Raw genomic sequence first — 22,461 nt, 5'->3', positions numbered from 1 at the left:
TTAATATTTATTTCATTTCAAATTTACACATAATACAGGTCAATTAAAAATAATAAATCGTTATGAAATCATTGATAGTTTTTATCTTGTATGCAAATTCTGTTTATGACCCATCCCAGTTCTTTTACCATATATAATGCCTCTGCAGGTAGCGGTAAAACATACACATTGGTAAAAGCCTACTTGAAAATTCTATTTCAATCTCCTCATAGAGATCAATTTAAAAACATCCTAGCCATTACATTTACCAATAAAGCGGTAGCCGAAATGAAAGACCGTGTGATTGATATGCTTCAGAAATTTTCAGATGAAAGCATTTTAGATCATCCCATGGCTATGTTTAGCGACATTTGTGATGAGCTAGATGTCGTTCCGCACAAATTGCATGAAAAATCAATACAGATTCTAAACACAATTATTCACAATTATGCGGCTTTTGATATCTCGACCATTGATGGCTTTACCCATAGAATTATACGAACTTTTGCTTATGATTTAAAATTGCCTTTAAATTTTGAAGTAGAACTTGATCAAGAGGCTTTATTGAATGAAGCAGTAGACCTATTGATAGCTAAAGCGGGCAGTGAAAAGGAGCTTACTAAAATTTTAGTGGATTTTGCTATTGAAAAAGCCGATGATGATAAAAGTTGGGATGTATCCTTCGACTTTAATAACATTGCGAAACTTCTGGTCAATGAAAACGATATTCCATTTATTGAAAAATTTAAGGATAAAACTTTAGAGGATTTTAAAGCACTTAAAACACAACTAAGAAAAGAGATTTTAGATTTAGAAACAGTTATAGTTGAAAAAGCGCAAAGTGTAATTACCCTAATCGCTGAAGCAGGATTGGAGCATACAGATTTTTCGAGACGAACCCTACCCAATCATTTTGTTAAAGCGTCAAAACTGGAATTACATACGCTTTATGATAATAGACTTGAGGAAAATATTTCTGAAAGAAAGAGCATTTACACCAAAACCTTAAATCCAGATTTAGCCAATACCATTGATTCTTTATTGCCAGAAATAGAAATTTTCTATAAAACCATTAAATCGCAAGTTTATCACCTTAAATTTTTAAAAGCCTTTTACAAAAATATCACGCCTCTTTCTGTACTAAATGCTATAAATAATGAGCTTACTGCCCTAAAGGAAGAACAGAATAAAATGCTGATTTCAGAGTTTAACACCATTATTGGGAATCAAATTAAAGACCAACCAACGCCGTTTATTTACGAGCGTATCGGTGAAAAGTTTCGTCATTATTTTATTGATGAGTTTCAAGATACCTCAGAAATGCAATGGCATAATTTAATGCCTTTATTAGATAACGCCCTGGCCACTATAAACGGTAATGTTATGTTAGTTGGCGATGCTAAACAAGCCATTTACCGTTGGCGCGGAGGGAAAGCAGAACAGTTTATAGGGCTCTTTAATAAGGCCAGTCAACCTTTTCAAATAGAACAAGATGTTAAAAATCTTGAAACCAATTATAGAAGTTTAAAGGAAATTGTTGAATTTAATAATGGGTTCTTTAAATATTTGGCTACTCAAGTTTTTAACGCTGAAGACTACGAAACTTTATATAGAAATTCAGGACAGCACACCTCTAAGAGTGAGGAAGGGTCTGTAGAATTATCTTTTTTAGATTTTGAAAACGACGATGATAGAGATGAGGTGTTTTCAGAACAAGTCCATAACACCATATTAAGGACTATAAAACAGGGTTTCGAACTCAGGGACATTTGTGTTTTGGTGCGCAAGAAAAAAGAAGGGGTAGCAGTGGCTAATTATTTGAGTCAACATCACATTCCTATCATCTCGTCAGAAACCTTACTACTTCAAAATGCTCCTGAAGTACGTTTTATAAACGATCTATTGGCCTTACTCATACAGCCAAAAAATAATGATATTAAAATCCGCGTTTTAAATTTTATGGCGCAGCATTTCGATATTGAGGACAAGCATGCCTTTTTTGTTAATCATATTAATCTGACTATAAATGATCTTTTTACAAGTTTAGAAGCTTTCAACGTTTTTATACTATACGCAAACTTATTACAACTTCCCTTATTTGATTTAGCGGAAACTCTTGTGCGCAGTTTCAATTTGGTTAAAACATCAAACGCATATCTTCAATTCTACTTAGATGCTGTGTTGGATTTTTCACAAAAAAAAGGATCTGATATCTCAGCTTTTTTAGGCTATTTTGAAAAGAAAAAAGAAAGCTTGAGCGTGGTTTCACCCATAGGGCAGAATGCCGTTCAAATCATGACCATACACAAATCGAAAGGTTTGGAATTCCCAGTGGTTATTTTCCCCTATGCAGATTTAGACATCTATCGGGAACGGAATCCAAGAGAGTGGTTTCCGCTAGACGCTGAAAAATATCAAGGCTTCTCAAAAACCTTGCTCAATTTTAATAAAGACTTCGAGTATTACGGGGAAGCAGGACAAGCTATTTTTAATGCACACAAAGCAGAACAGGAATTGGATAACATCAATCTATTATATGTTACTTTAACCCGCGCTGTCAAGCACTTATATGTAATTTCTAAAAATGAGGTATCTCCAAAAGGCATCGTGGGTAATAAAAAGTATTCGGGTTTACTTATTGGGTATCTTCAGCATTTAGGAATTTGGAATAATTCACAGCTCACTTATAGTTTTGGAAATCCGACCGTTATTGAGGATAAAAAAACATCCGATTGTGAATCTATTTCAAAAAACACAATTCATCAAGAAGCATTTATTTCCACCGCAAAAGAAGACCACAATATAAATATCGTTACTAATTCAGGCTATTTATGGGATACGGATCAAGAAGCGGCTATTGAAAAAGGAAACCTGGTGCATGATGTCATGTCTCATATTAATGATGTACATGATATTAACCCCGTAATAAATGACTATTTGGACGGGGCTATTATTAATAAGGAGCAATCCGTAATTCTAACTGGATTAATTACTCAAATTGTAAATCACCCATCGCTCAAAACTTATTTCAATTCTGAACTGACCATATATAATGAACGTGACATCATAACCAAGGAAGGTATCATTTTACGACCAGATCGGGTTGTAATAAATGCGAAAGATGAGGCTGTGATCATTGATTATAAAACAGGTAGCGCAGATAAATCACACCTTCAACAATTACAGCTATATCAAGATGTCCTTAAAGCCATGCAATTAAAGGTTGTTAAAAAAATACTAGTCTATATAAATGATGATATTCAGATAAAAGAAATTTAACTTTGTAAAAAACTAAATTAATGTACAGTACAATCAAACACCACTTACAAAAAGAACTTCAAGATATAAAAGACAATGGTCTCTATAAAGAGGAACGCATAATCACTTCAGCTCAGGGTGCAGAAATCACTTTAAACACTGGTGAAACCGTTTTGAATTTTTGTGCCAATAATTATTTGGGGCTATCATCTCACCCAGATGTGATTCAGGCTGCAAAAGACGCTATGGACACACATGGATTTGGTATGTCTTCCGTCCGGTTTATTTGTGGCACCCAGGATATCCATAAAGACTTGGAACAAAAGATTGCAGATTTTTATGAAACTGAAGACACCATATTATATGCCGCAGCATTTGATGCCAATGGTGGCGTATTCGAACCTTTATTAGGTCCTGAAGATGCTATTATTTCAGATTCATTAAACCATGCTTCTATAATAGATGGTGTCCGATTATGTAAAGCGGCAAGATATCGCTACGCAAATAGTAATATGGCAGATTTAGAAAAACAGCTTATAGAAGCCAATAATAAAGGGGCGCGCTTTAAAATAATTGTTACAGATGGCGTGTTTTCTATGGACGGTTTAGTAGCGCCATTAGATAAAATTTGCGATTTGGCTGATAAATACGATGCTATGGTTATGATTGACGAATGTCATGCCACCGGATTTATTGGAAAAACAGGACGTGGTACCTTGGAGGAAAAAGGCGTAATGGATAGGATAGATATTATAACAGGTACTTTAGGTAAAGCATTAGGTGGCGCGATGGGTGGTTACACCACTGGAAAAAAGGAAATCATTGACATGTTGCGTCAACGCTCTAGGCCCTATTTGTTTTCGAACTCTTTAGCACCAGCCATTGTAGGCGCTTCTATTAAGGTTTTTGATATGTTATCGAATAATACCGAGTTAAGAGACACCTTGGAATGGAATACAAATTACTTCAAAAAAGGCATGAAGAGCGCTGGTTTTGATATCATTGATGGCGATTCAGCCATTGTTCCCGTCATGTTATACGATGCAAAACTCTCTCAAACCATGGCAAACATGCTATTAAATGAAGGAATTTATGTAATAGGATTCTTTTTTCCGGTTGTTCCTAAAGAAAAAGCCAGGATACGCGTGCAACTCTCTGCTGCTCACACACAAGCGCATTTAGACAAGGCAATTACCGCGTTTAAAAGGGTTGGAAAATCATTAAATATTATTTAAAAACGTTCTTAACAAGCAAATGAGTTAAAGTAATGATGAATATGAGTCACTGTAATCTTCAATATTTTTATATATTTGTCTTTGTTAATAAAATTTAACAACTTACTTTTGTTTACAATTAACACTTAAAAATTAAACTTTTGAATATGAAAAATCTTAGCAGATTAATGTTCGCTATGTTGCTTGTACTTGTTTATAGCAACGCTAATGCGCAAGACAAAAACAACCCATGGCAAATTACTATTGGGGTAAACGCAGTTGATGTATATCCCGTTGGAGAAGACACTCCTCAGGGAGAGTATTTTGACGAATACTTCAATGCAGAAGATCACTGGAATATTTTGCCTTCTTTGTCTACAATATCAGTTTCTAAATATTTAGGAGACGGTTTCTCTTTTGGAGTAGCAGGTTCTTTAAATAAAATTGACAAGTTTGGAGATAATGTAAATCCTTTAACAGGAGAAGAAACAGTTAATTCTGTTGATGACTTATCTTACTACGGTGTAGATGGAACTATCAAATACAGCTTTGGTGAACTGTTAAACACACAAACATTTGAGCCTTACTTAGGCGTTGGTGGTGGTTACACTTGGATAGATGAAATTGGAGCTGGAACTTTAAATGGGACTTTAGGTCTTAATATTTGGTTCAGCGAAAATATTGGTTTAACTCTTCAATCTGCTTATAAGCATTCTTTTGAAGATTACCTTCCTAAGCATTTCCAACATACAGCTGGTATCTCTATCAAGTTTGGTGGAGCTGATACTGATGGTGATGGAATCTATGACAAAGACGATGCTTGTCCAGATGTACCTGGTTTAGAAGCTTTCAACGGTTGTCCTGATACTGATGGTGATGGCATCCAAGATAGTGAAGATGCTTGTCCTAACGAAGCTGGTTTAGCTGAGTTTAACGGTTGTCCTGATTCTGACGGTGACGGTGTTGCTGACAAAGATGATAACTGTCCTACTGTAGCTGGTTTAAAAGCTTTAGCTGGTTGTCCAGATGCTGACGGTGACGGTGTTACTGATGCTGATGATAAATGTCCAGAAGTTGCAGGTCCTGCAGCAAACAACGGATGTCCTTGGCCAGATCAAGATGGTGATGGTGTTTTAGATAAAGATGATGAATGTCCTACTGTAAAAGGTACAGTTGCTAACAATGGTTGTCCTGAAATTTCTGATGAAGTTCAAAAAACATTGAATGCTTACGCTAAAACAATCTTATTTGATTTGAACAAAGCTTCAATCAAGTCACAATCTGAACCAGTATTGAAAGATATTATTGGAATCCTTAAGGAATATCCAAACTCTAAGTTTACTGTTGAAGGCCACACAGATAGTTCTGGTAGTGATGCTTATAACTTGAAATTATCTGATGCTAGAGCAATTTCAGTTAAAGAATACTTAGTTGAAAATGGTATTGATGAATTCAGACTTTCAGCAATGGGCTTTGGAGAAGAAAAACCAATTGACACTAATAAAACTAGAGCTGGTAGAGCAAATAACAGACGTGTTGAAATTAACTTAGCTAAAGACTAATATTAGCAAAATTAATTTTAAAATAAGTTTTACAAAAACGCTTCGGATATCCGAAGCGTTTTTTATTTTTATATAATGACGAATTTTATCTACGATGTTTTATTAGACTTACAAAAAAGTGATACAAATCTTTCCCAACTTACGTTTGTACTCCCTAGCAAAAGAGCTGGTGTCTTTTTAAGACATCAACTATCGAAAGTCAATAATCGCACTATTTTTGCTCCTAAAATAATAAGCATTGAAGCGTTTGTAGAAGAACTGGCTCAAATAAAAACGATATCCAATACCGAGCTCCTATTTGAATTTTATAGTATATACTCCAATCTTACTAATCCTGGGTCTACAGACAACTTTGACACCTTTTCAAAATGGGCTCAGATATTACTTCAAGATTTTAATGAAATTGATCGCTACCTCATTCCTCAAAAACAAATATTCGATTATCTCAGTGCCATCCAAGATATCAATCATTGGTCTGTAGCAGAACCTAAAACCGAATTTGTCGCGAATTATTTAATATTTTGGAATAAGCTCCATCAGTATTATGATGCTTTAAAAGACCACTTACTAAATCAAAAAAAAGGCTATCAAGGCCTCATTTACAGAGAAGCTGTTGAAAATCTGGGATCTTATATTCATAATAATCCTGAGAAACAACATGTCTTCTTAGGCTTTAACGCGCTCAATACGGCCGAAGAAACCATTATTCAAGAATTACTTCAACATGGTTTGGCTAAGATATATTGGGATATTGATGCACACTTCATGAAAAATTCCGAGCATGATGCAGCCCTTTTTACTAGGCATCATAAAGTGCATTGGCCTTACTTCAAAAGTCATCCCTTTCATTGGATAACAGACAACTATTTAAAGAAGAAACATATTTCGGTCTATGGCATTCCTAAAAATATTGGGCAAGCCAAATGTATTGGTTCCATATTGAAAAATATAAAGCAGGACACTGGAACGCTTCAAAAGACGGCAGTTGTGTTAGGTGATGAAAATTTATTAATTCCTGTACTTAATTCACTTCCACAGCAAATTGACGCCCTAAATATCACGATGGGTTTTCCATTAAAGTCAATTCCCTTAGCATCATTATTTGAAGAGCTGTTTACGCTACATAAACACACTAAGAATCCCTTTTACTTTAAAGATGTTATAAATATTGTCTCCCATCAATTTGTAAGACCTTTATTTATTATAAACGATATTGACTATGCTGCCCTAATCATTGAAACCATAGAGCGCAATAATTTAATCTACCTGACTTCTGAGCGATTAAAAGAAATAGCACAAACACATACTAATACCATTATAGACGTGTTGTTTAGTAATTGGAAAGGCTCCATTTCAAATGTTTTGCAAAATTGTACGCAACTTATATTATTGATTAAAAAATATCTTAGCCTAAAAAAAGCTTCTAATGTTTTAGCATTGGAATATTTATTCCGCTTTAATGAGCTATTCAATGAAATTACACTATTAAACATACGCTATAAACACATTAAAAATTTGACCACCTTATATACCATTTATAAAGAATTGCTGAGTTCTGAAACTTTGGATTTTCAAGGCGAGCCCTTACAAGGTTTACAAATAATGGGTATGCTGGAATCTCGTGTTCTTGATTTTGAAACTGTCATAATTTCATCCGTAAATGAGGGGGTATTACCCTCAGGAAAAAGCAATAATTCCTTTATCCCGTTTGATGTAAAAATTGAGAATAACCTACCCACGTATAAAGAAAAAGATGCTGTTTACACCTATCACTTTTATAGGCTTTTGCAGCGCGCCAAAAATGTGTACATATTGTATAATACCGAGGCCGATGTGTTAACTGGCGGCGAGAAAAGCAGGTTTATAAGACAGCTCGAATTAGAGAATATACATGATTTGCATCATCAAATTATCACCCCACAAGTACCAATAATTGATAATGCTCCTAACATCATTTATAAAACCAATGGTTTGCATCTTGAACTTAAAGAAGTCGCAAGCAAAGGCTTTTCACCATCATCTTTAACTAATTATATTAGAAATCCAATAGGTTTTTATTATCAAAAAATACTTAAAATCAAAGAACATGATGACGTTGAAGAAACTGTAGCTGCCAACACACTAGGCACCGTGGTGCACAACACCCTTGAAGATTTCTACAAACCAATAATAGATTCATATTTGAGCATCGATGCCATAAAAAATATGAAGTTGCAAATTGATAAAAGGGTCACATATCACTTTAAGGCTATTTACAAAGAAGGGGATATTACCAAAGGTAAAAACCTGATTATTTTCGAAATTGCCAAACGCTATATCTCTAATTTTTTAGATTCAGAAATAGCATCTTTACACGCTGGAAATACTATAAAAATTATCGGGATTGAGCTAGAAAACACTGTCGCCATTGATATCCCTGAACTTGATTATACGGTCAAGCTTACTGGCAAAATAGATCGGGTGGACGAATTTAACGGGGTTACTAGAATCATTGATTATAAATCTGGCCGTGTCAACCAAGGTGATGTAGAACTGGTTCATTGGGAAGATATCACCACAGATTACAAAAAACACAGCAAAAGTTTTCAGGTTTTAATGTACGCCTATATGATGTCACTCTCAAATGATATCAAACTCCCCGTTGAAGCTGGAATCATATCGTTTAAGAATTTAAATAGCGGGTTTTTAAAATTTGCTAAAAAAGAAAGTCCTAAAAGCCACAAAAAAGAATCTTTAATAACCCAAGATACCTTAAACCGTTTTACTCAAGAATTGAAAAGACTTATTATGGAAATTTGTAATTTAAATATTCCATTTGAAGAAAAAAACATCACATGATACATACAAAAGAATTCATAATTGACGGCATACATGATAGACCCATTTTGATCGACGTCACCTATCCTGAAAAAAAAATTAATGCTCCAATTATCATATTCTGTCACGGCTACAAAGGTTTTAAAGATTGGGGTGCGTGGCATTTTATGGCGAACACTTTTGCTAACACGGGTTACATCTTTATAAAATTCAACTTTTCACATAATGGCGGTACCGTTGAGCAGCCTCTGGATTTTCCAGATTTAGAAGCTTTCGGAAATAATAACTATACTAAAGAATTAGATGATTTACAAACAGTCATTGATTGGGCCGCATCAAATGAGGAAATAATTAAAATAGGCAACGCTAGAAACATCACGCTTATTGGTCATAGCCGTGGTGGTGGCATTGTATCCATAAAGGCTGAAGAAGATACGCGCGTCAAAACTGTTATAAGTCTTGCTGGTGTTTGTGATTTTGGAAAAAGAACAGCTACTATAGGAGATATAGAAAGTTGGAGACTTGACGGAGTAAAATATGTTTTAAATGGAAGGACAAAACAACACATGCCACATTATTTTCAGTTCTATATGGACTTTATTAAGAATGAAGATAGATTGACTATAAAGCGCGCAGTTTCAAATTTGAAAATTCCTCATTTAATTATTCATGGAAATAATGATACCAGTGTGAGTATAGATGAAGCCAAATTACTTCATCAATGGAATCCAGAAAGTGAACTTAATATAATCGATGGTGCGAATCATGTGTTTGGTGGACAGCACCCTTGGCAAAAGCCTGATCTGCCTAAGCATTTAAAAAGCGCTATAGAAAGGATTATTGACTTTTTAGACCAACACGTATATTAATCTACAACTTAAAAACAGGGTCGTAAGTAGCATATCATTCTTGTATCTAGGGAATATAAAATTTGAAACATGACTCTTAAACCACCTATTCTTTAAGCTTTAATTCAGTTAAGACTGGGAAATGGTCTGAAGGGTATTTTAAATCCACAGAACTTGACAAGGCCCCATATTTCTCAATTTCAACATTAGATTTTGATACCATTATATAATCGATTCTTTTAATCACTGGTTCTTCAAATTTAAAGCCATTAAACGTTCCCTTAGATCCAAAAGTAATTTTAGCCATATCTTTTGAATCATCCATCTTCTGTTTAAGATTTTTAATTAAATTACTATTCGGCTCTGCATTAAAATCGCCCATAAAAACTACCGGAAAGCCATCCGTATTAACGTCATTTATTTTCTCCAAAATTAATTTTACACCTTCTAACTTAGCCTCTGTACCAACATGATCTAAATGTGTATTGAATACCCAAATTTTCTGGTGGCTTTCTAAAAGTGTAAACAGCCCGTAGGTACAAATTCTTGGGTAGGCAGCGTCCCAGCCTTTGGAAACTTTATTAGGTGTTGGTGATAACCAAAAAGTGCTATCATGTTCTACCTTCACTCTTTTTGCATTATAGAAAATAGCGGAATGTTCTCCCATATCATCCCCATCTCTACCATTTCCAATCGTTTTATAACCTTTTAAAGCATTTTTCAAGTCTGTCATTTGATTGGGACGCGCCTCTTGGATTCCAATGATGTCTGGACTTAAAAAAAGTATTTGTGAGATTAGAAAGTCTTTTCTATTAGGCCATGCATTTTCGCCATCTGAGGCTACATCTAATCTAATATTATAAGTCATCACACTAATATTCTGGCTTTTAGATTCACAGTTAAGGAAACTTATTGCTAGAATTAATATTGTTAATGAAAAACGTTTCATTCGCTACTTTTTTTCTGGTACACTCTTACATAATCAACTAGCATTTGTTGTGGAAAGATAGCGTTGTCAATTCCTTCTTTACCACCAAGCATACCGCCTACTGCTATGTTCATTTTAAGATAAAAATCTTGATCGAACGGCCATTCGCTAACCGTTTTGTTTTCATTTTCTATTTGATTATAAATCGTATCATCTAAAATAAAATCGATGCCTTCTGGTGTCCAATCTATAGCAAACACGTGAAATGTGCCATAAGGCTTTGAAATAAATATTTTTTTTCCTTTTTGTGTACCCTTCATATGGTTATATGATGTTGTGTGAATGGTGCCAAATATAGAATCTGGATTAAAACCGACATGTTCCATGATATCAATTTCACCACATTCTGGCCATCCTACCTCATCGTAATTGATACCCATCATCCAGATTGCTGGCCACAAACCGATTCCTTTTGGTAATTGTGCGCGTATTTCTATCCGACCGTAAGTCCATTGTGCCAAATTTTTGGTGGTTAAACTAGGTGCTGTATAATCAGCATATTCAACATTTTTTCTCCAATTTGTCTCGGAATTTGACACGAAACCTTGATTTTTAACTTGTTCTTTATGTGTTTCTAAAATCAAGAACCCTTTTTCCACTCTTGCATTTTTTAAACTATCAACATAATACTGCTTTTCTTGATTTCTTTTAAGTCCATATTCAAAAGCCCATTTAGTTGGATCGGGCTTTCCTTGATAATTAAACTCATCACTCCATACCAATTTATAATCTTTATTAGAGGGACTCTTCATTAAAATTTCAAAAGCGAGTTCTGGTTCGTCGGTGGTGATATAATTAAAATCGTTGGCTATCAACCAATCAATATCTTCCGTGGTGTTTGCTGTCCAAGCGTTTAGAATTAATCCATGCTCCTTGGCGCTTGAAATCCATTCTGGTTTAACCTTTAATTTATAAACCAAATAATCCAATCCGCTAATACCATCTGCTTTCAATTCCTTAGGAGATTTAGAACCATCCAAATACTGGGTTTTGGCCAGAGGATCTAGAGCATGTATTTTCTTCAGCATATCGTAACTGAAACTGATATAAGCTAAAATATACTTTTCGGCTTGTAATTTTTTTACCAATTTATGAACTTCTTCTGCAATAAAAACATTTCTGTCTTTAAATTTTGAGGGTTTAATCTCTACTACCAAACCGGTGGTTTTATTGTTTTCCATACCGGCAAGAAGGTATTGTTTTAAGGTTGGCAATGTTTCCCCATTAAAAAGTTTAAACTTGGACAATTCTTCATAAGTCGTTTCTTCAATAGGTAGTTCATGATAATCAGCGTCATGGGTTACAATAAGTATAGTGTCTGAGGTCATTCTCACATCAAACTCAGATCCAGCACATTTTAATTCTATAGCGTGCTTTAAAGAGGCTATTGAATTTTTTGGAAGATTGTTTTTTTTCCATGCGCCTCTATGTGCTATTACTGGGTTTTTTGCAAAAGTTATGCTTTGTTTATGTGGAACTTTATTACAAGAATAGAAACTTATTAAAATGTATACTATTAAAAATATGCGCATGCTTTTTTAAATTTTGGTTATTTTCAAAACTTCAAAACTAATTCTTCCAAAAAATTATTAAAATATAAGGGCAGTTATTTGCCCTTATACCTTAAATAAAACTCAACTAATCATAAAACAATACCATTAATTATAGCCTTCGTTTTGTGGATAACTTGGTCCTAATAGATCTAAATCTATTTGTGCAATAGGAAAATTAATAAAATGCGATTGCCAGTTAGTGCGAGGGTCTTTATCTCCTAAGTTTGCAGGAAAATATTCGCCATCACCAGCATAACTGGTAATCTGTCTATCTATAACAGCTTGCCCCATTCTTTTTAGAGTGAACCATCGCTGACCTTCGAAAGCCAACTCACGTGCACGCTCATCTAAAATAGCTTGCTCATTCACGCTTGTTAATGGGGCTGCTTTTGCTCTAGTTCGCACTGCGTTTATGTACGGTAAAGGATCGCCTGAAGACCTCATCATAGCTTCTGCAGCAATTAAATAGGTCTCAGCTAATCTATATACTAAAATATTGCTTTTTTGTCTGTAAGTAGTCGGGTCATCATCTTCCTGTGCAAATTTTATGCAAGATGGGTGTAATCTTTGATAATATCTTGCAAGTTGTACGCCATTAGGATTTTCATCCGAAATAGGTTTATAAATATCAATTTCTTCACCTGTATTCACTCCTGTAGTATAGTAATATTTTAATCTAAAGTAAGTATCATCATCTCTTTTATCATTTGGATCCTCAGCAATAAGATTCATTAAATAACGGTTAGGCAAAACTCTTGAAAAACCTCTTCCTCCTTGTTCTACATTTGCATCTATTCCAGGAATTTGAAAATATTGAGTTACATAATTCGCATTCATCATAGTAACCTCACCTCCACCTAAGGCATCATCTTGTGATTGTACTACGAAGAGTTGTTCTGAGTGGTTTCTGTCGCCTTTAAAAACATCTCCAACCGCAACTAAACTGTGAGGACTCATTGGATCTTCGATAACTGAAAGTGCTTGGATCTTTGCTTCTTGCCAATTACCTTCCCACATGGCCACTTTGGCTTTTACGTGCTTAGCTGTTCCTTTTGATACGCGTCCAAATGTTACATTCCAATCTAAATGCTCTATGGCAAAATTTAAATCACTATTTAATAATTCGAAAATTTCATCTTCAGAAGATTTACCATTTATTACATCAAAGGCATTCTCTACTGTGACCGTTTCTGTAGTTACATAAATGTTATTAAACATTCTATATAAGTAAAAATAAGAATGTGCTCTAAAGAACTTAGCCTCTGCAAGCACTTGATTTCTTACATCTTCATCAATACCGCTTGCAACTTCGGCAGCATTAATAATATCTGTAGCTTTGCTGGTTATATTGTAATAATGTTTCCAAAATAAAGCGGATACAAATCTTGCTCCTAAGTCGTCTGGGGAAATCCCTCTTTGATATCTGCCCATATTTCCTGTATAACCTGTTCTGCTAAACGCCAAATCACTTCTAGACGACATTAATACAGCCCCCATATAATCTTCAGTACTTCTATCATAACGATCTCTTTCAAACTTATATAAACTTACTACGCCAGATTTTAAACCTTCTTCTGTAGTATAAATATAGTTCGAATCTATAACGGTACTTGGTTGCTCTTCCAAAAATTCTTCACAAGACACAATTGATAAAAGTGCCATAAGCAAGAGTAAACTACTTTTTGTTCGTATTAAATTTTTTTTAATATTCATAATTAATTTTTTTTGAAAATTATAACTTAACTTTTACTCCAAAAGTGAAACTTGTTGCATCTGGATATCCTGTATCGGTATTATCAAAAGTGTTTCTAATATTTACCTCAGGGCTGTACCCAATATAATCTGTGTCTGTGAATAAGTTATTACCCGTCACATAAACTTTTACTTGTTCAATATTCAATTTATCAAAAACTGATTGAGGTAAGGTGTACCCTAAACTAAGCGTTCTAAGTCTTATGTATGAGGCATCCTTTACTGCTAAGGCATTTAAATACTGCGGCGTTGCATCAAAATTCGGTCTTGGAAATGTTGTTGAAGGGTTCTCAGGCGTATAGTATGGCACTCTTACACCATTTAATTTACTGGAAAGTGTCCCTCCATTGTTGAAATCTGACAGAAATGGATTCACTTTTGTGGCACCCTCTACGGCATAAAAGTCAACGAATAATTCAAAACCTTTGTAGGATAAAGTAGAAGATAATGAACCAAACCAATCTGGATTACCATCTTTAAACACGCGATCTTCAGGCGTTATTTTACCGTCTGGAATACCTGTTGGGTTACCATCTTCATCCACGCCATTGGTATCTTTAATTCTAATATCACCAGGAGCAAGATTCTCTTGTGGAATAGACGATTCTGGATTAGCTTGTGGTGCATTTGCAAAATCATCACCTTCTTGCCAGATACCGTCAAATTCATATTGTCTAATAACACTTGTAGATTGACCTACAAAGTAGCCATAGGCATCATCATCTAAAATGGGATTACCTTCGCCGTCATTATAAAGCTCAATAAGTTTGTTTTTATTATTAGACCAATTGGTAGAGACAAACCACTTAAAATCCTCAGTATTAATAAGGTTTGCAGTTAAACTTAATTCTATCCCTGTATTTTGTAACTCACCTGCATTGAAGAAGGTATATTGATACCCCGTTATTGAAGGCACACCACGTTTTAATAGTAAATTTTTAGTTCTGGCATCGTAATAATTGATATCACCCGTTAAAAACCTGTTGAATAATGAGAAATCAAGACCTACATTTAAAGTGGTGATTTTTTCATGCTCTAAACTAGGATTGGGTAATATAACAGATGGTGCATAACCTGATGCCGTAATGCCGTCATCAAATATATAATTTTGTCCTTCTGCTGTAAATAGTGATGCGTACGGCACTTTAAGCGCGTTTGCCAACGAACCGTAACTTAACCGTAGCTTTAATTCTTGAATAGCATCGACATTCTCTAAAAAACTTTCTTTATGAATTTTCCATGCAAAAGCCCCCGCTGGATTATCAGTCCATTTAAAATCTTTAGCATTAACTGAGGCGCCATCTCTTCTAAATGTACCCGTGAATAAATATTTATCGAATAGATTGTAACGCAATCTACCCATAAAAGATGCAGTTCTTATTGTCTCTTTATTACGCTCTGCAGTAATATTGCCAATGGCGTTTGTGATGCCATCGTAGCCTAAACTTTCATTTGGAAAGCCTGTACCTACGGTAAATGTTTGCGTGTATTTATTCTCATCTGCAGCTTGTACTAGCGTCACGTTAAGTTTGTGGTCTTCGTTGAATTCTTTATCGTAAGTTAAAATGTTTTCAATAAAAAACGCCTCTCTTAATTGGTTATTTATACTAGCAATACCTCTATCGGTATCTCCTCCAGAATGTAGTGAGGATAAATATCGACCTCTTTCAGAATTTTTACGAGTAACAGACGTTGTTAATTGATATTTTAAATTATCTGTTATTTGATATGATGGTATAAAATTTACAACAAAATCATTACCTCTTTCATCATCATCAGATTCTCGTAAGTTCCATAATGGATTGGTAGCTGTACCTTCTTCTCCACTTGGGAATTGTGTTAAATTTCCGTTATCGTCATAAGCTCTCCCTAATGGTGAAAATGTAATGACGTTAATATTTGCAGCCCTTTCGGTTTTATCATTAAGTATATTAATATCGAATCGAGCAGAAATTTTATCACTAATTTTTTGATCGACGTTTAAACGCAAATTCTTTCTAACATAACTAGAGGTTGGAATAATACCATCTTGTCTAAAATAATTAATGCTACCAAATACTTGTGTTGACTCTGTACCCCCATTTACACTTATGGATTGACTATTTATGGTGCCTTTTTTTTGCAATTCATCTTCCCAATCTACAAACTCATTATTTTCAATCGATTCTAATTCTATAGCTGAAAAGATTTCATCATCATCAAGATACTCTGTGCCGTCACCGTTATTTGTTCTTCTGGCTTCCCGTCGCAATTGCGCAAATTCTTGACCATCGTATACATCAAAATTTCTTTCTATAGATTGTGTTGTAACATAGCCATGATATGAAACATTAACTTTGTTCGTTTTCCCTCTTTTAGTAGTGATTAAAACCACACCATTAACCGCTCTAGATCCATAAATAGCTTGCGCTGAAGCATCTTTTAAAAATTCAATGGATTCGATATCGTCTGGATTAATGTCCTCGATGCCGCCATCTCTTACCACACCATCTACAACATAAATCCCGCTTACGTTCCCTTCTATAGAACCACGTCCTCTAAATATAATTTCTGAAGTCCCTCCTGGTCGCAAACTACCACCACCTACATCTACTTGTAAACCAGAAATCCTACCTCTAAGCATTTCATTAACATCGGACGTAGGTGTTTGTGTTGCTTTGCTTAAATCTGCCTTGGCAACCGCACTTACTAAGTCACTTTTTTTCTGTGTTCCATATCCCACAACCACGACTTCATCCAATAGGTTTTGATCGACATCCAATAAAATAGTCATAGCGCCAGTAGTAATTGCAGCCTCTTTTGTTTGATATCCTATATAAGAAACGGACAATGTCCTTGCCGAACTAGAAACATTTAAAGTAAAGTTTCCATCAAAATCCGTGGACGTCCCATTAATTGTGCCTTTCACAAGCACGGTTGCCCCAGGCAATGGCATATTGTCTTCAGAAGAGAGCACTGTTCCTGTAACTGTTTTATCTGTTTGTGCAACCGCAACAAGAGAGGTCGCCAAAAAGAGCAAGCATAGAAGGACTTTAATTTTTTGATAACATAGCTTTAATTTCATGTGAGTTCGTTTTAGTTTGATTCAAAATATAGTCTGATTTAAATTTTACAAACTATTTTGAAATTGAGTATATGTAAACTTAGACCCTAAAACTGATAATTCCATAAATTTTACCTCGATAAAAAACGAACATCGTATTAAATTTCGATAAAACATGATAGTTCTTGCGCCAAGACCTTATAGATACAGTGATGTTGTAATTACAAATATTTTGTGAACTGTTGCCAAAACAATACGTAATTTATGTTTGTCGTGGTAATGTCTAGGTGAATTAAGCTCTTGTCGTGTTGCTAAAATTTTAAGATGTAGTCTACAAGGCTATTATCGTGCTCCAAGCCTAACTTCTTTCTTAGTCTGTAACGCTTCGTCTCAACACTTTTAATGGAAATATTAAGCAGGGGCGCCATTTCTTTTGAAGATAAATTAAGTCGTAAATAGGCGCAAAAACGCAAATCGTTGGGTGTTAAATTTGGATGAGACTTTTTTATTTTTTCTAAAAAGTCTTTATCTGCATTATTAAAGGCCTGCTCAAAAAATGACCAGTCTTTAGTATCATTAAGGTTGCTATCTATAAGTATTACTGCAGCATTATCTGCATTGTCTTTATTTTTTTTAAGCTCTTTCTTTATCTTATTTAAAACTCTATTCTTTTTTATAATACTCATGGTTGAAATTGCCAACTCTCTATTTTTATTTTCAATATCCTGATTTAATTTTTCATTTTTAATTTGCATAATCGTTTGCTCATTCTCCATCTGCTCATGCTTAAATTTGTTGTTATAATAGCGTTTGTATGCCTTATGTGTAATTAAGGTTATTAATAAAAGTAATAAAAAGTAAAAACTTATCGCGATGTTTGAAAGATACCAAGGTCGGTCTACTTTGAAAGTGTAAGACACCGTGTTTTTCGTTAATTTGTTACCTACTTTGACCCTAACTTTAAACGTGTAATCTCCAAAAGACAGGTTTTCAAAACTTGCCTGTGCATTTTCTGTCCATGGGCTCCATTTATTTGAATGTCCTTCAAGTTTGTATTGATACTTAACACCTAAAAACTTATCGTATTCAGGTACAGAATACTCAAACAACAAAATTCCGTTATTATGATTAAACTCCCCAACATGTTGAATTTTATATTGTGATATTTTACCTTCTATATCTTGTAAAGCAACTGTATTTAAGTAAGTGGTATGATTGTTAGTCTCATTAAGTTTTGATAAATCTAATGTTATATACCCATTTGTAGTTCCTAAAACATATTTGTTATTAGAAGTAAGTGAAATATTTTCGTAACCCAAAAGCCCCTTTCTTAACTTCGAAGGAATAGAAATATTATTGATTGCGGGCTGGTTGGTAACATTATCATTTTCAATATAATTTAGATTGTCTTTTGAAAACACCCACAGCTTGTCGTTTTTGTCTACAACTAATTTACCAGAAATATATTGATCCTTTTTAGTGGTTAGGCTCAGAATGGAATCTCTTTGAAATGCATCCGTACTATTATTATATTCAAACATTCCTTCTTGAGCTCGGTAGATTATATTATTTTTATATCTGATTAAACCGGTGTTTTTTCCAAGAGGCAGGCTGGTTTCCATACCAAGTTTAATCACTTTTTTTAAACTGTCATCCAACTTAAGTTTAAATACACCTTTGTATTCATGATTAACCCAAACCTGATTATCATCATTGATTTCGAAATACCTTGAGGAATTTTCAAAACCTTCCACTTTATTTCTGGTTTGCCAAGTCTCATTCACTTTTTCAAGAATGTATAGTCCATCATAATTACCCTGGAGTATGAGGTTTTCAGCATTGGGAATGGCTTTAAATGTCCATGCCCCTAGATTCTTATTTATATTTTTTGCTTTGTTATTTTTAATTAAAAAAGTGCCTAAATGATGTCCACAAAACAAATAGTCATCCTTATAATTATATAAATCCCAAACTTGGCCCGCTGTCCCTTCTATAAATTTAAATGGTGAATCAATATCATTTACTTCCCTATAAAAAAGACCTTGATTAGACCCTATGTACAGATAATTATTAAAAACCATCGTGGAGTATACCGTTCCTAAAACGCCATCATAATCGTAATATGTTTTAATTGCCGATTTTACATTTATGCAATTAATGCCATTATCTAAACCAACCCAAACATTTTGCGCTTGGTCTTCAAACAAACACAATACGGTATTATTATTTAGTCCTGTTTTTTGTGTAATTTTATAATTAATACTTCCATCTATATTTAAATGAATAACACCATCAGAAATAGTGCCTACTATAAAGCTACCGTCTTTCAGTTGAATACTACTAAAAATATTCACCTTTTTAAAAACGTCATCTGCAGGCGTTTCCCAAGGTGTCATATTATTATTTTTAAAAGTGTAAAACCCATAACTTCTAGTTAGAAGCATTAAATTTTCATCTCTTTTAAAAATGTTTATAACCCGGCCAGATTTAACAATTTCATGATTTAATATCAACTTAGGTTTACCATTCTCGACAAGATAAATGCCTTCATTATCTACATGGTAAAAAATCCTGTTGTCTACCTTAAAGATTTTATAAATGATATTATTGGAATGAATTATTTTGAAGGTTTCAGTAGTAGAATTATAAAAATAAATATTGTCTCCAGACTGAAAAACCACCCATTCCTTGTATTCAATGATGTTCCAAATTTCTTCATCTTCTGATAGCTTATTTTCTAATTTAGATGCTAATGACGCATAGGTTAAGATTCCAAATTCATTTTTTATCCAATATCCAAATTCTCCATAACTACCCGTATAAATTTTATCATTAATAACTCTTACTGCTCTAATTATCGTGTTGTTTGGCGAAGGGTACGTGACCCATTTAGCACCATTATATTCCAATAGCCCTATATTATTTGCGACGTAAATAAAGTTGTTGGAAGCTTGAGAAATCATCCAGTTTTGATTATCTCCGTGGTAGTTTTCGGTAGTAAATTTTTCAATAGGTGGTAACTCCTGACCAAAAGACATCAGACATAAAAACATTAAAACATTTAATTGCAGAGTTTTCATTTATCAAAAAACATTAATTCACCATCTACTTATAAAGATAGTTTTTGGAAATGACTAATCAAAACACTTTAAACTCATTAAGAAAGTAGAGACATTCCCAAAGCTGCTAGAGCAGCACCAATTATAGGACCTATAACCGGAATCCATGCGTAACTCCAGTCATTAGATGCTTTTTTTTTAATAGGAAGTATAGCGTGAACAATTCTTGGTCCTAAATCTCGCGCAGGATTTATAGCGTAACCTGTAGTTCCACCAAGCGACAAACCAATTGACCATACTAAAAAGGCAACGGGCAAAGCGCCTAAAGATCCTAAGCCTATAATTGTTTGGGTATCATTAATGGTGGCATCTGTAAAATACAATATTGTAAAAATCAATACAAAGGTTCCTAAGGCTTCACTAAAAACATTTGAAAATGTATGCCTAATAGCTGGGGCAGTACAAAATACTGCTTTTTTAGCAGCGCCATCTTCAGTCACATCAAAATGATTTTTATAAAATAACCACACACAAGTAGCTCCTATCATGGCACCAATCATCTGTGCTAAAATATACAAAGGCACATCGCTCCAAGGGAATTTACCAGCCATAGCCAAACCAATACTTACCGCTGGATTAATATGAGCCCCACTATAAGGACCAGCAATTACAACGGCCACATATACGGCCAATGCCCATCCAGTAGTAATAACTATCCAACCTCCATTATTCCCTATAGTTTTATTTAAGACCACATTAGCCACTACGCCTCCACCCAATAAAATAAGTATAGCTGTTCCGATAATTTCTGAAATAAATGGTGTCATAGTACAAATATATTTACTTTAAGATTTTTGCTTAGTCCAATATTCTAAAGCATCAATTGCTTTATACCAGCCTTCAATATTTTTCTCTATTTCCTTTCTATCCTTACTAGGATTAAAATACTCATCGGTTTGCCAAATACTTTGAATTTCTTCAGCACTTTCCCAATAACCAACGGCTAATCCTGCTAAAAATGCTGCACCCATGGCCGTTGTTTCAACTATTTTTGGTCGCACGGTAGTTGTATTTAAAACATCTGCCTGAAACTGCATAAGTAAATCATTTACTGTGGCGCCACCATCAACGCGTAATTCATTTATAGAAATTCCAGAATCTGCTTCCATAGCTTTTACGATATCCATGGTTTGATATGCAATAGAGTCTAAAGCAGCTCGGGCTATATGTGCATCTGTACTTCCCCTTGTTAAACCAAAAATAGTGCCTTGGGCTTGTTGGTTCCAATGCGGCGCACCCAATCCAGCAAATGCCGGAACAAAATACACACCCTCAGAGCTTTCTACAGAACCTGCTAATGTTTCGACATCACAAGAATTTCTAATAATTTTTAAACTGTCACGTAACCATTGCACAACCGCACCAGCAATAAAAATACTGCCTTCGAAAGCATAATTGGTTTTTCCATTAATTTTCCACGCTACAGTAGTTAAGAGATTGTTTTTAGATATAATTGGTTTTTCTCCAATATTCATCAACATAAAGCAACCCGTTCCATAGGTGTTTTTTACCATCCCTGGCTTCGTACACATTTGACCAAATAAAGCGGCCTGTTGGTCTCCTGCAATTCCTGAAATGGGTATGTGCGCATCGTAAAATGTAGATTTTGTATGACCATAAACTTCGCTAGACTGCTTTACTTCTGGAAGCATGCTTTTAGGAATAGTTAGCAATTCTAGTAACTCATCATCCCAAGCCATGGTGTTTATATTAAAAAGTAAGGTGCGCGATGCATTCGTAACATCTGTAATATGTTGTTCGCCTTTCGTGAAATTCCATATCAACCAGGTGTCAATCGTTCCTAATAATAATTCTCCTAATTCTGCTTTTTCTCTTGCACCTTTAACATTATCTAATATCCACTTCACTTTAGTACCGGAAAAATAGGAGTCTAAAACGAGTCCGGTTTTTTCCCTTATACTGTTTTCTCGACCTTGTGCTTTTAGTTCATCACAGTATGATGATGTTCTTTTGTCTTGCCAAACAATAGCATTGTAAATGGGTTTCCTTGTTTTTTTATCCCAAACTACTACCGTTTCCCTTTGGTTGGTAATGCCTATAGCTGCAATATTTTCAACATTTAAACCTTTCTTAGCTATAGCTTCTGCCGCCACACCTGCTTGTGTAGACCAAATTTCTAAAGGGTCGTGTTCTACCCAACCTGGTTTTGGAAAATATTGGGTGAACTCCTTTTGAGCTACCGAAATAATATGACCCTTCTTATCGAAAACAATAGCTCTGGAACTTGTTGTTCCTTGATCTAAGGCGAGAATATATTTTTCCATGATGATTTAAGTTTAGATTCTACAAATAGTCACTATTAAAAAT

The 22,461-nt window shown here is 34.5% G+C and carries 12 protein-coding genes; 5 read left to right on the top strand and 7 right to left on the bottom strand.

Features of this window, described 5'->3' with window-relative positions:
• The first annotated feature begins 105 nt into the window (after window positions 1-105).
• The 5 genes from FAF07_RS08565 to FAF07_RS08545 all read left to right on the top strand — a co-directional run bounded on the left by FAF07_RS08565 (window position 106) and on the right by FAF07_RS08545 (window position 9,699).
• Entirely contained in the window at window positions 106-3,258 is a 3,153-nt protein-coding gene (locus FAF07_RS08565) for a UvrD-helicase domain-containing protein (RefSeq protein ID WP_142784712.1), read from the top strand.
• 20 nt (window positions 3,259-3,278) lie between these two features.
• Entirely contained in the window at window positions 3,279-4,472 is a 1,194-nt protein-coding gene (gene kbl, locus FAF07_RS08560; protein ID WP_142784710.1) for a glycine C-acetyltransferase, read from the top strand.
• Between the two features lie 146 nt (window positions 4,473-4,618).
• Window positions 4,619-6,013, top strand: a complete 1,395-nt coding sequence (locus FAF07_RS08555) for an OmpA family protein (protein ID WP_142784708.1) — start codon at window positions 4,619-4,621, stop codon at window positions 6,011-6,013.
• Between the two features lie 75 nt (window positions 6,014-6,088).
• A complete protein-coding gene (locus FAF07_RS08550; RefSeq protein WP_142784707.1) occupies window positions 6,089-8,851 on the top strand; it encodes a PD-(D/E)XK nuclease family protein in 2,763 nt (920 codons plus the stop codon).
• Window positions 8,848-9,699: an alpha/beta hydrolase family protein gene (locus FAF07_RS08545; protein ID WP_142784706.1), complete on the top strand. Its 852-nt coding sequence runs from the start codon at window positions 8,848-8,850 to the stop codon at window positions 9,697-9,699. The genes FAF07_RS08550 and FAF07_RS08545 overlap by 4 nt, the downstream gene beginning before the upstream one ends.
• 85 nt (window positions 9,700-9,784) lie before the next feature.
• Here FAF07_RS08545 and FAF07_RS08540 read toward each other — a convergent pair whose 3' ends face one another.
• From FAF07_RS08540 to glpK, 7 genes are all read right to left on the bottom strand, one after another.
• The gene (locus FAF07_RS08540) at window positions 9,785-10,627 is read right to left on the bottom strand and encodes an endonuclease/exonuclease/phosphatase family protein (RefSeq protein WP_142784704.1); all 843 of its coding nucleotides are present in this window, start codon (window positions 10,625-10,627) and stop codon (window positions 9,785-9,787) included.
• The gene (locus FAF07_RS08535; protein WP_142784703.1) at window positions 10,624-12,198 is read right to left on the bottom strand and encodes a glycerophosphodiester phosphodiesterase family protein; all 1,575 of its coding nucleotides are present in this window, start codon (window positions 12,196-12,198) and stop codon (window positions 10,624-10,626) included. The genes FAF07_RS08540 and FAF07_RS08535 overlap by 4 nt, the downstream gene beginning before the upstream one ends.
• Window positions 12,199-12,324: 126 nt before the next feature.
• Window positions 12,325-13,932, bottom strand: a complete 1,608-nt coding sequence (locus tag FAF07_RS08530) for a RagB/SusD family nutrient uptake outer membrane protein (RefSeq protein WP_142784702.1) — start codon at window positions 13,930-13,932, stop codon at window positions 12,325-12,327.
• 19 nt (window positions 13,933-13,951) lie between these two features.
• The gene (locus FAF07_RS08525) at window positions 13,952-17,035 is read right to left on the bottom strand and encodes a SusC/RagA family TonB-linked outer membrane protein (RefSeq protein ID WP_142784701.1); all 3,084 of its coding nucleotides are present in this window, start codon (window positions 17,033-17,035) and stop codon (window positions 13,952-13,954) included.
• A gap of 290 nt (window positions 17,036-17,325) precedes the next feature.
• Window positions 17,326-20,094, bottom strand: coding sequence for a helix-turn-helix and ligand-binding sensor domain-containing protein (locus tag FAF07_RS08520; RefSeq protein ID WP_142784699.1), 2,769 nt, complete (start codon window positions 20,092-20,094; stop codon window positions 17,326-17,328).
• A gap of 77 nt (window positions 20,095-20,171) precedes the next feature.
• Entirely contained in the window at window positions 20,172-20,900 is a 729-nt protein-coding gene (locus FAF07_RS08515; protein ID WP_142784697.1) for an MIP/aquaporin family protein, read from the bottom strand.
• Window positions 20,901-20,918: 18 nt separating this feature from the next.
• Entirely contained in the window at window positions 20,919-22,418 is a 1,500-nt protein-coding gene (gene glpK / locus FAF07_RS08510; protein ID WP_142784696.1) for a glycerol kinase GlpK, read from the bottom strand.
• Window positions 22,419-22,461 lie beyond the last annotated feature (43 nt).

The organism is Changchengzhania lutea (assembly GCF_006974145.1).
GTDB classification, from domain to species: Bacteria; Bacteroidota; Bacteroidia; order Flavobacteriales; family Flavobacteriaceae; genus Changchengzhania; species Changchengzhania lutea.
The sequence above is the reverse complement of the archived record's forward strand: the minus strand, read 5'-3'. Positions and strand labels throughout refer to the sequence as shown.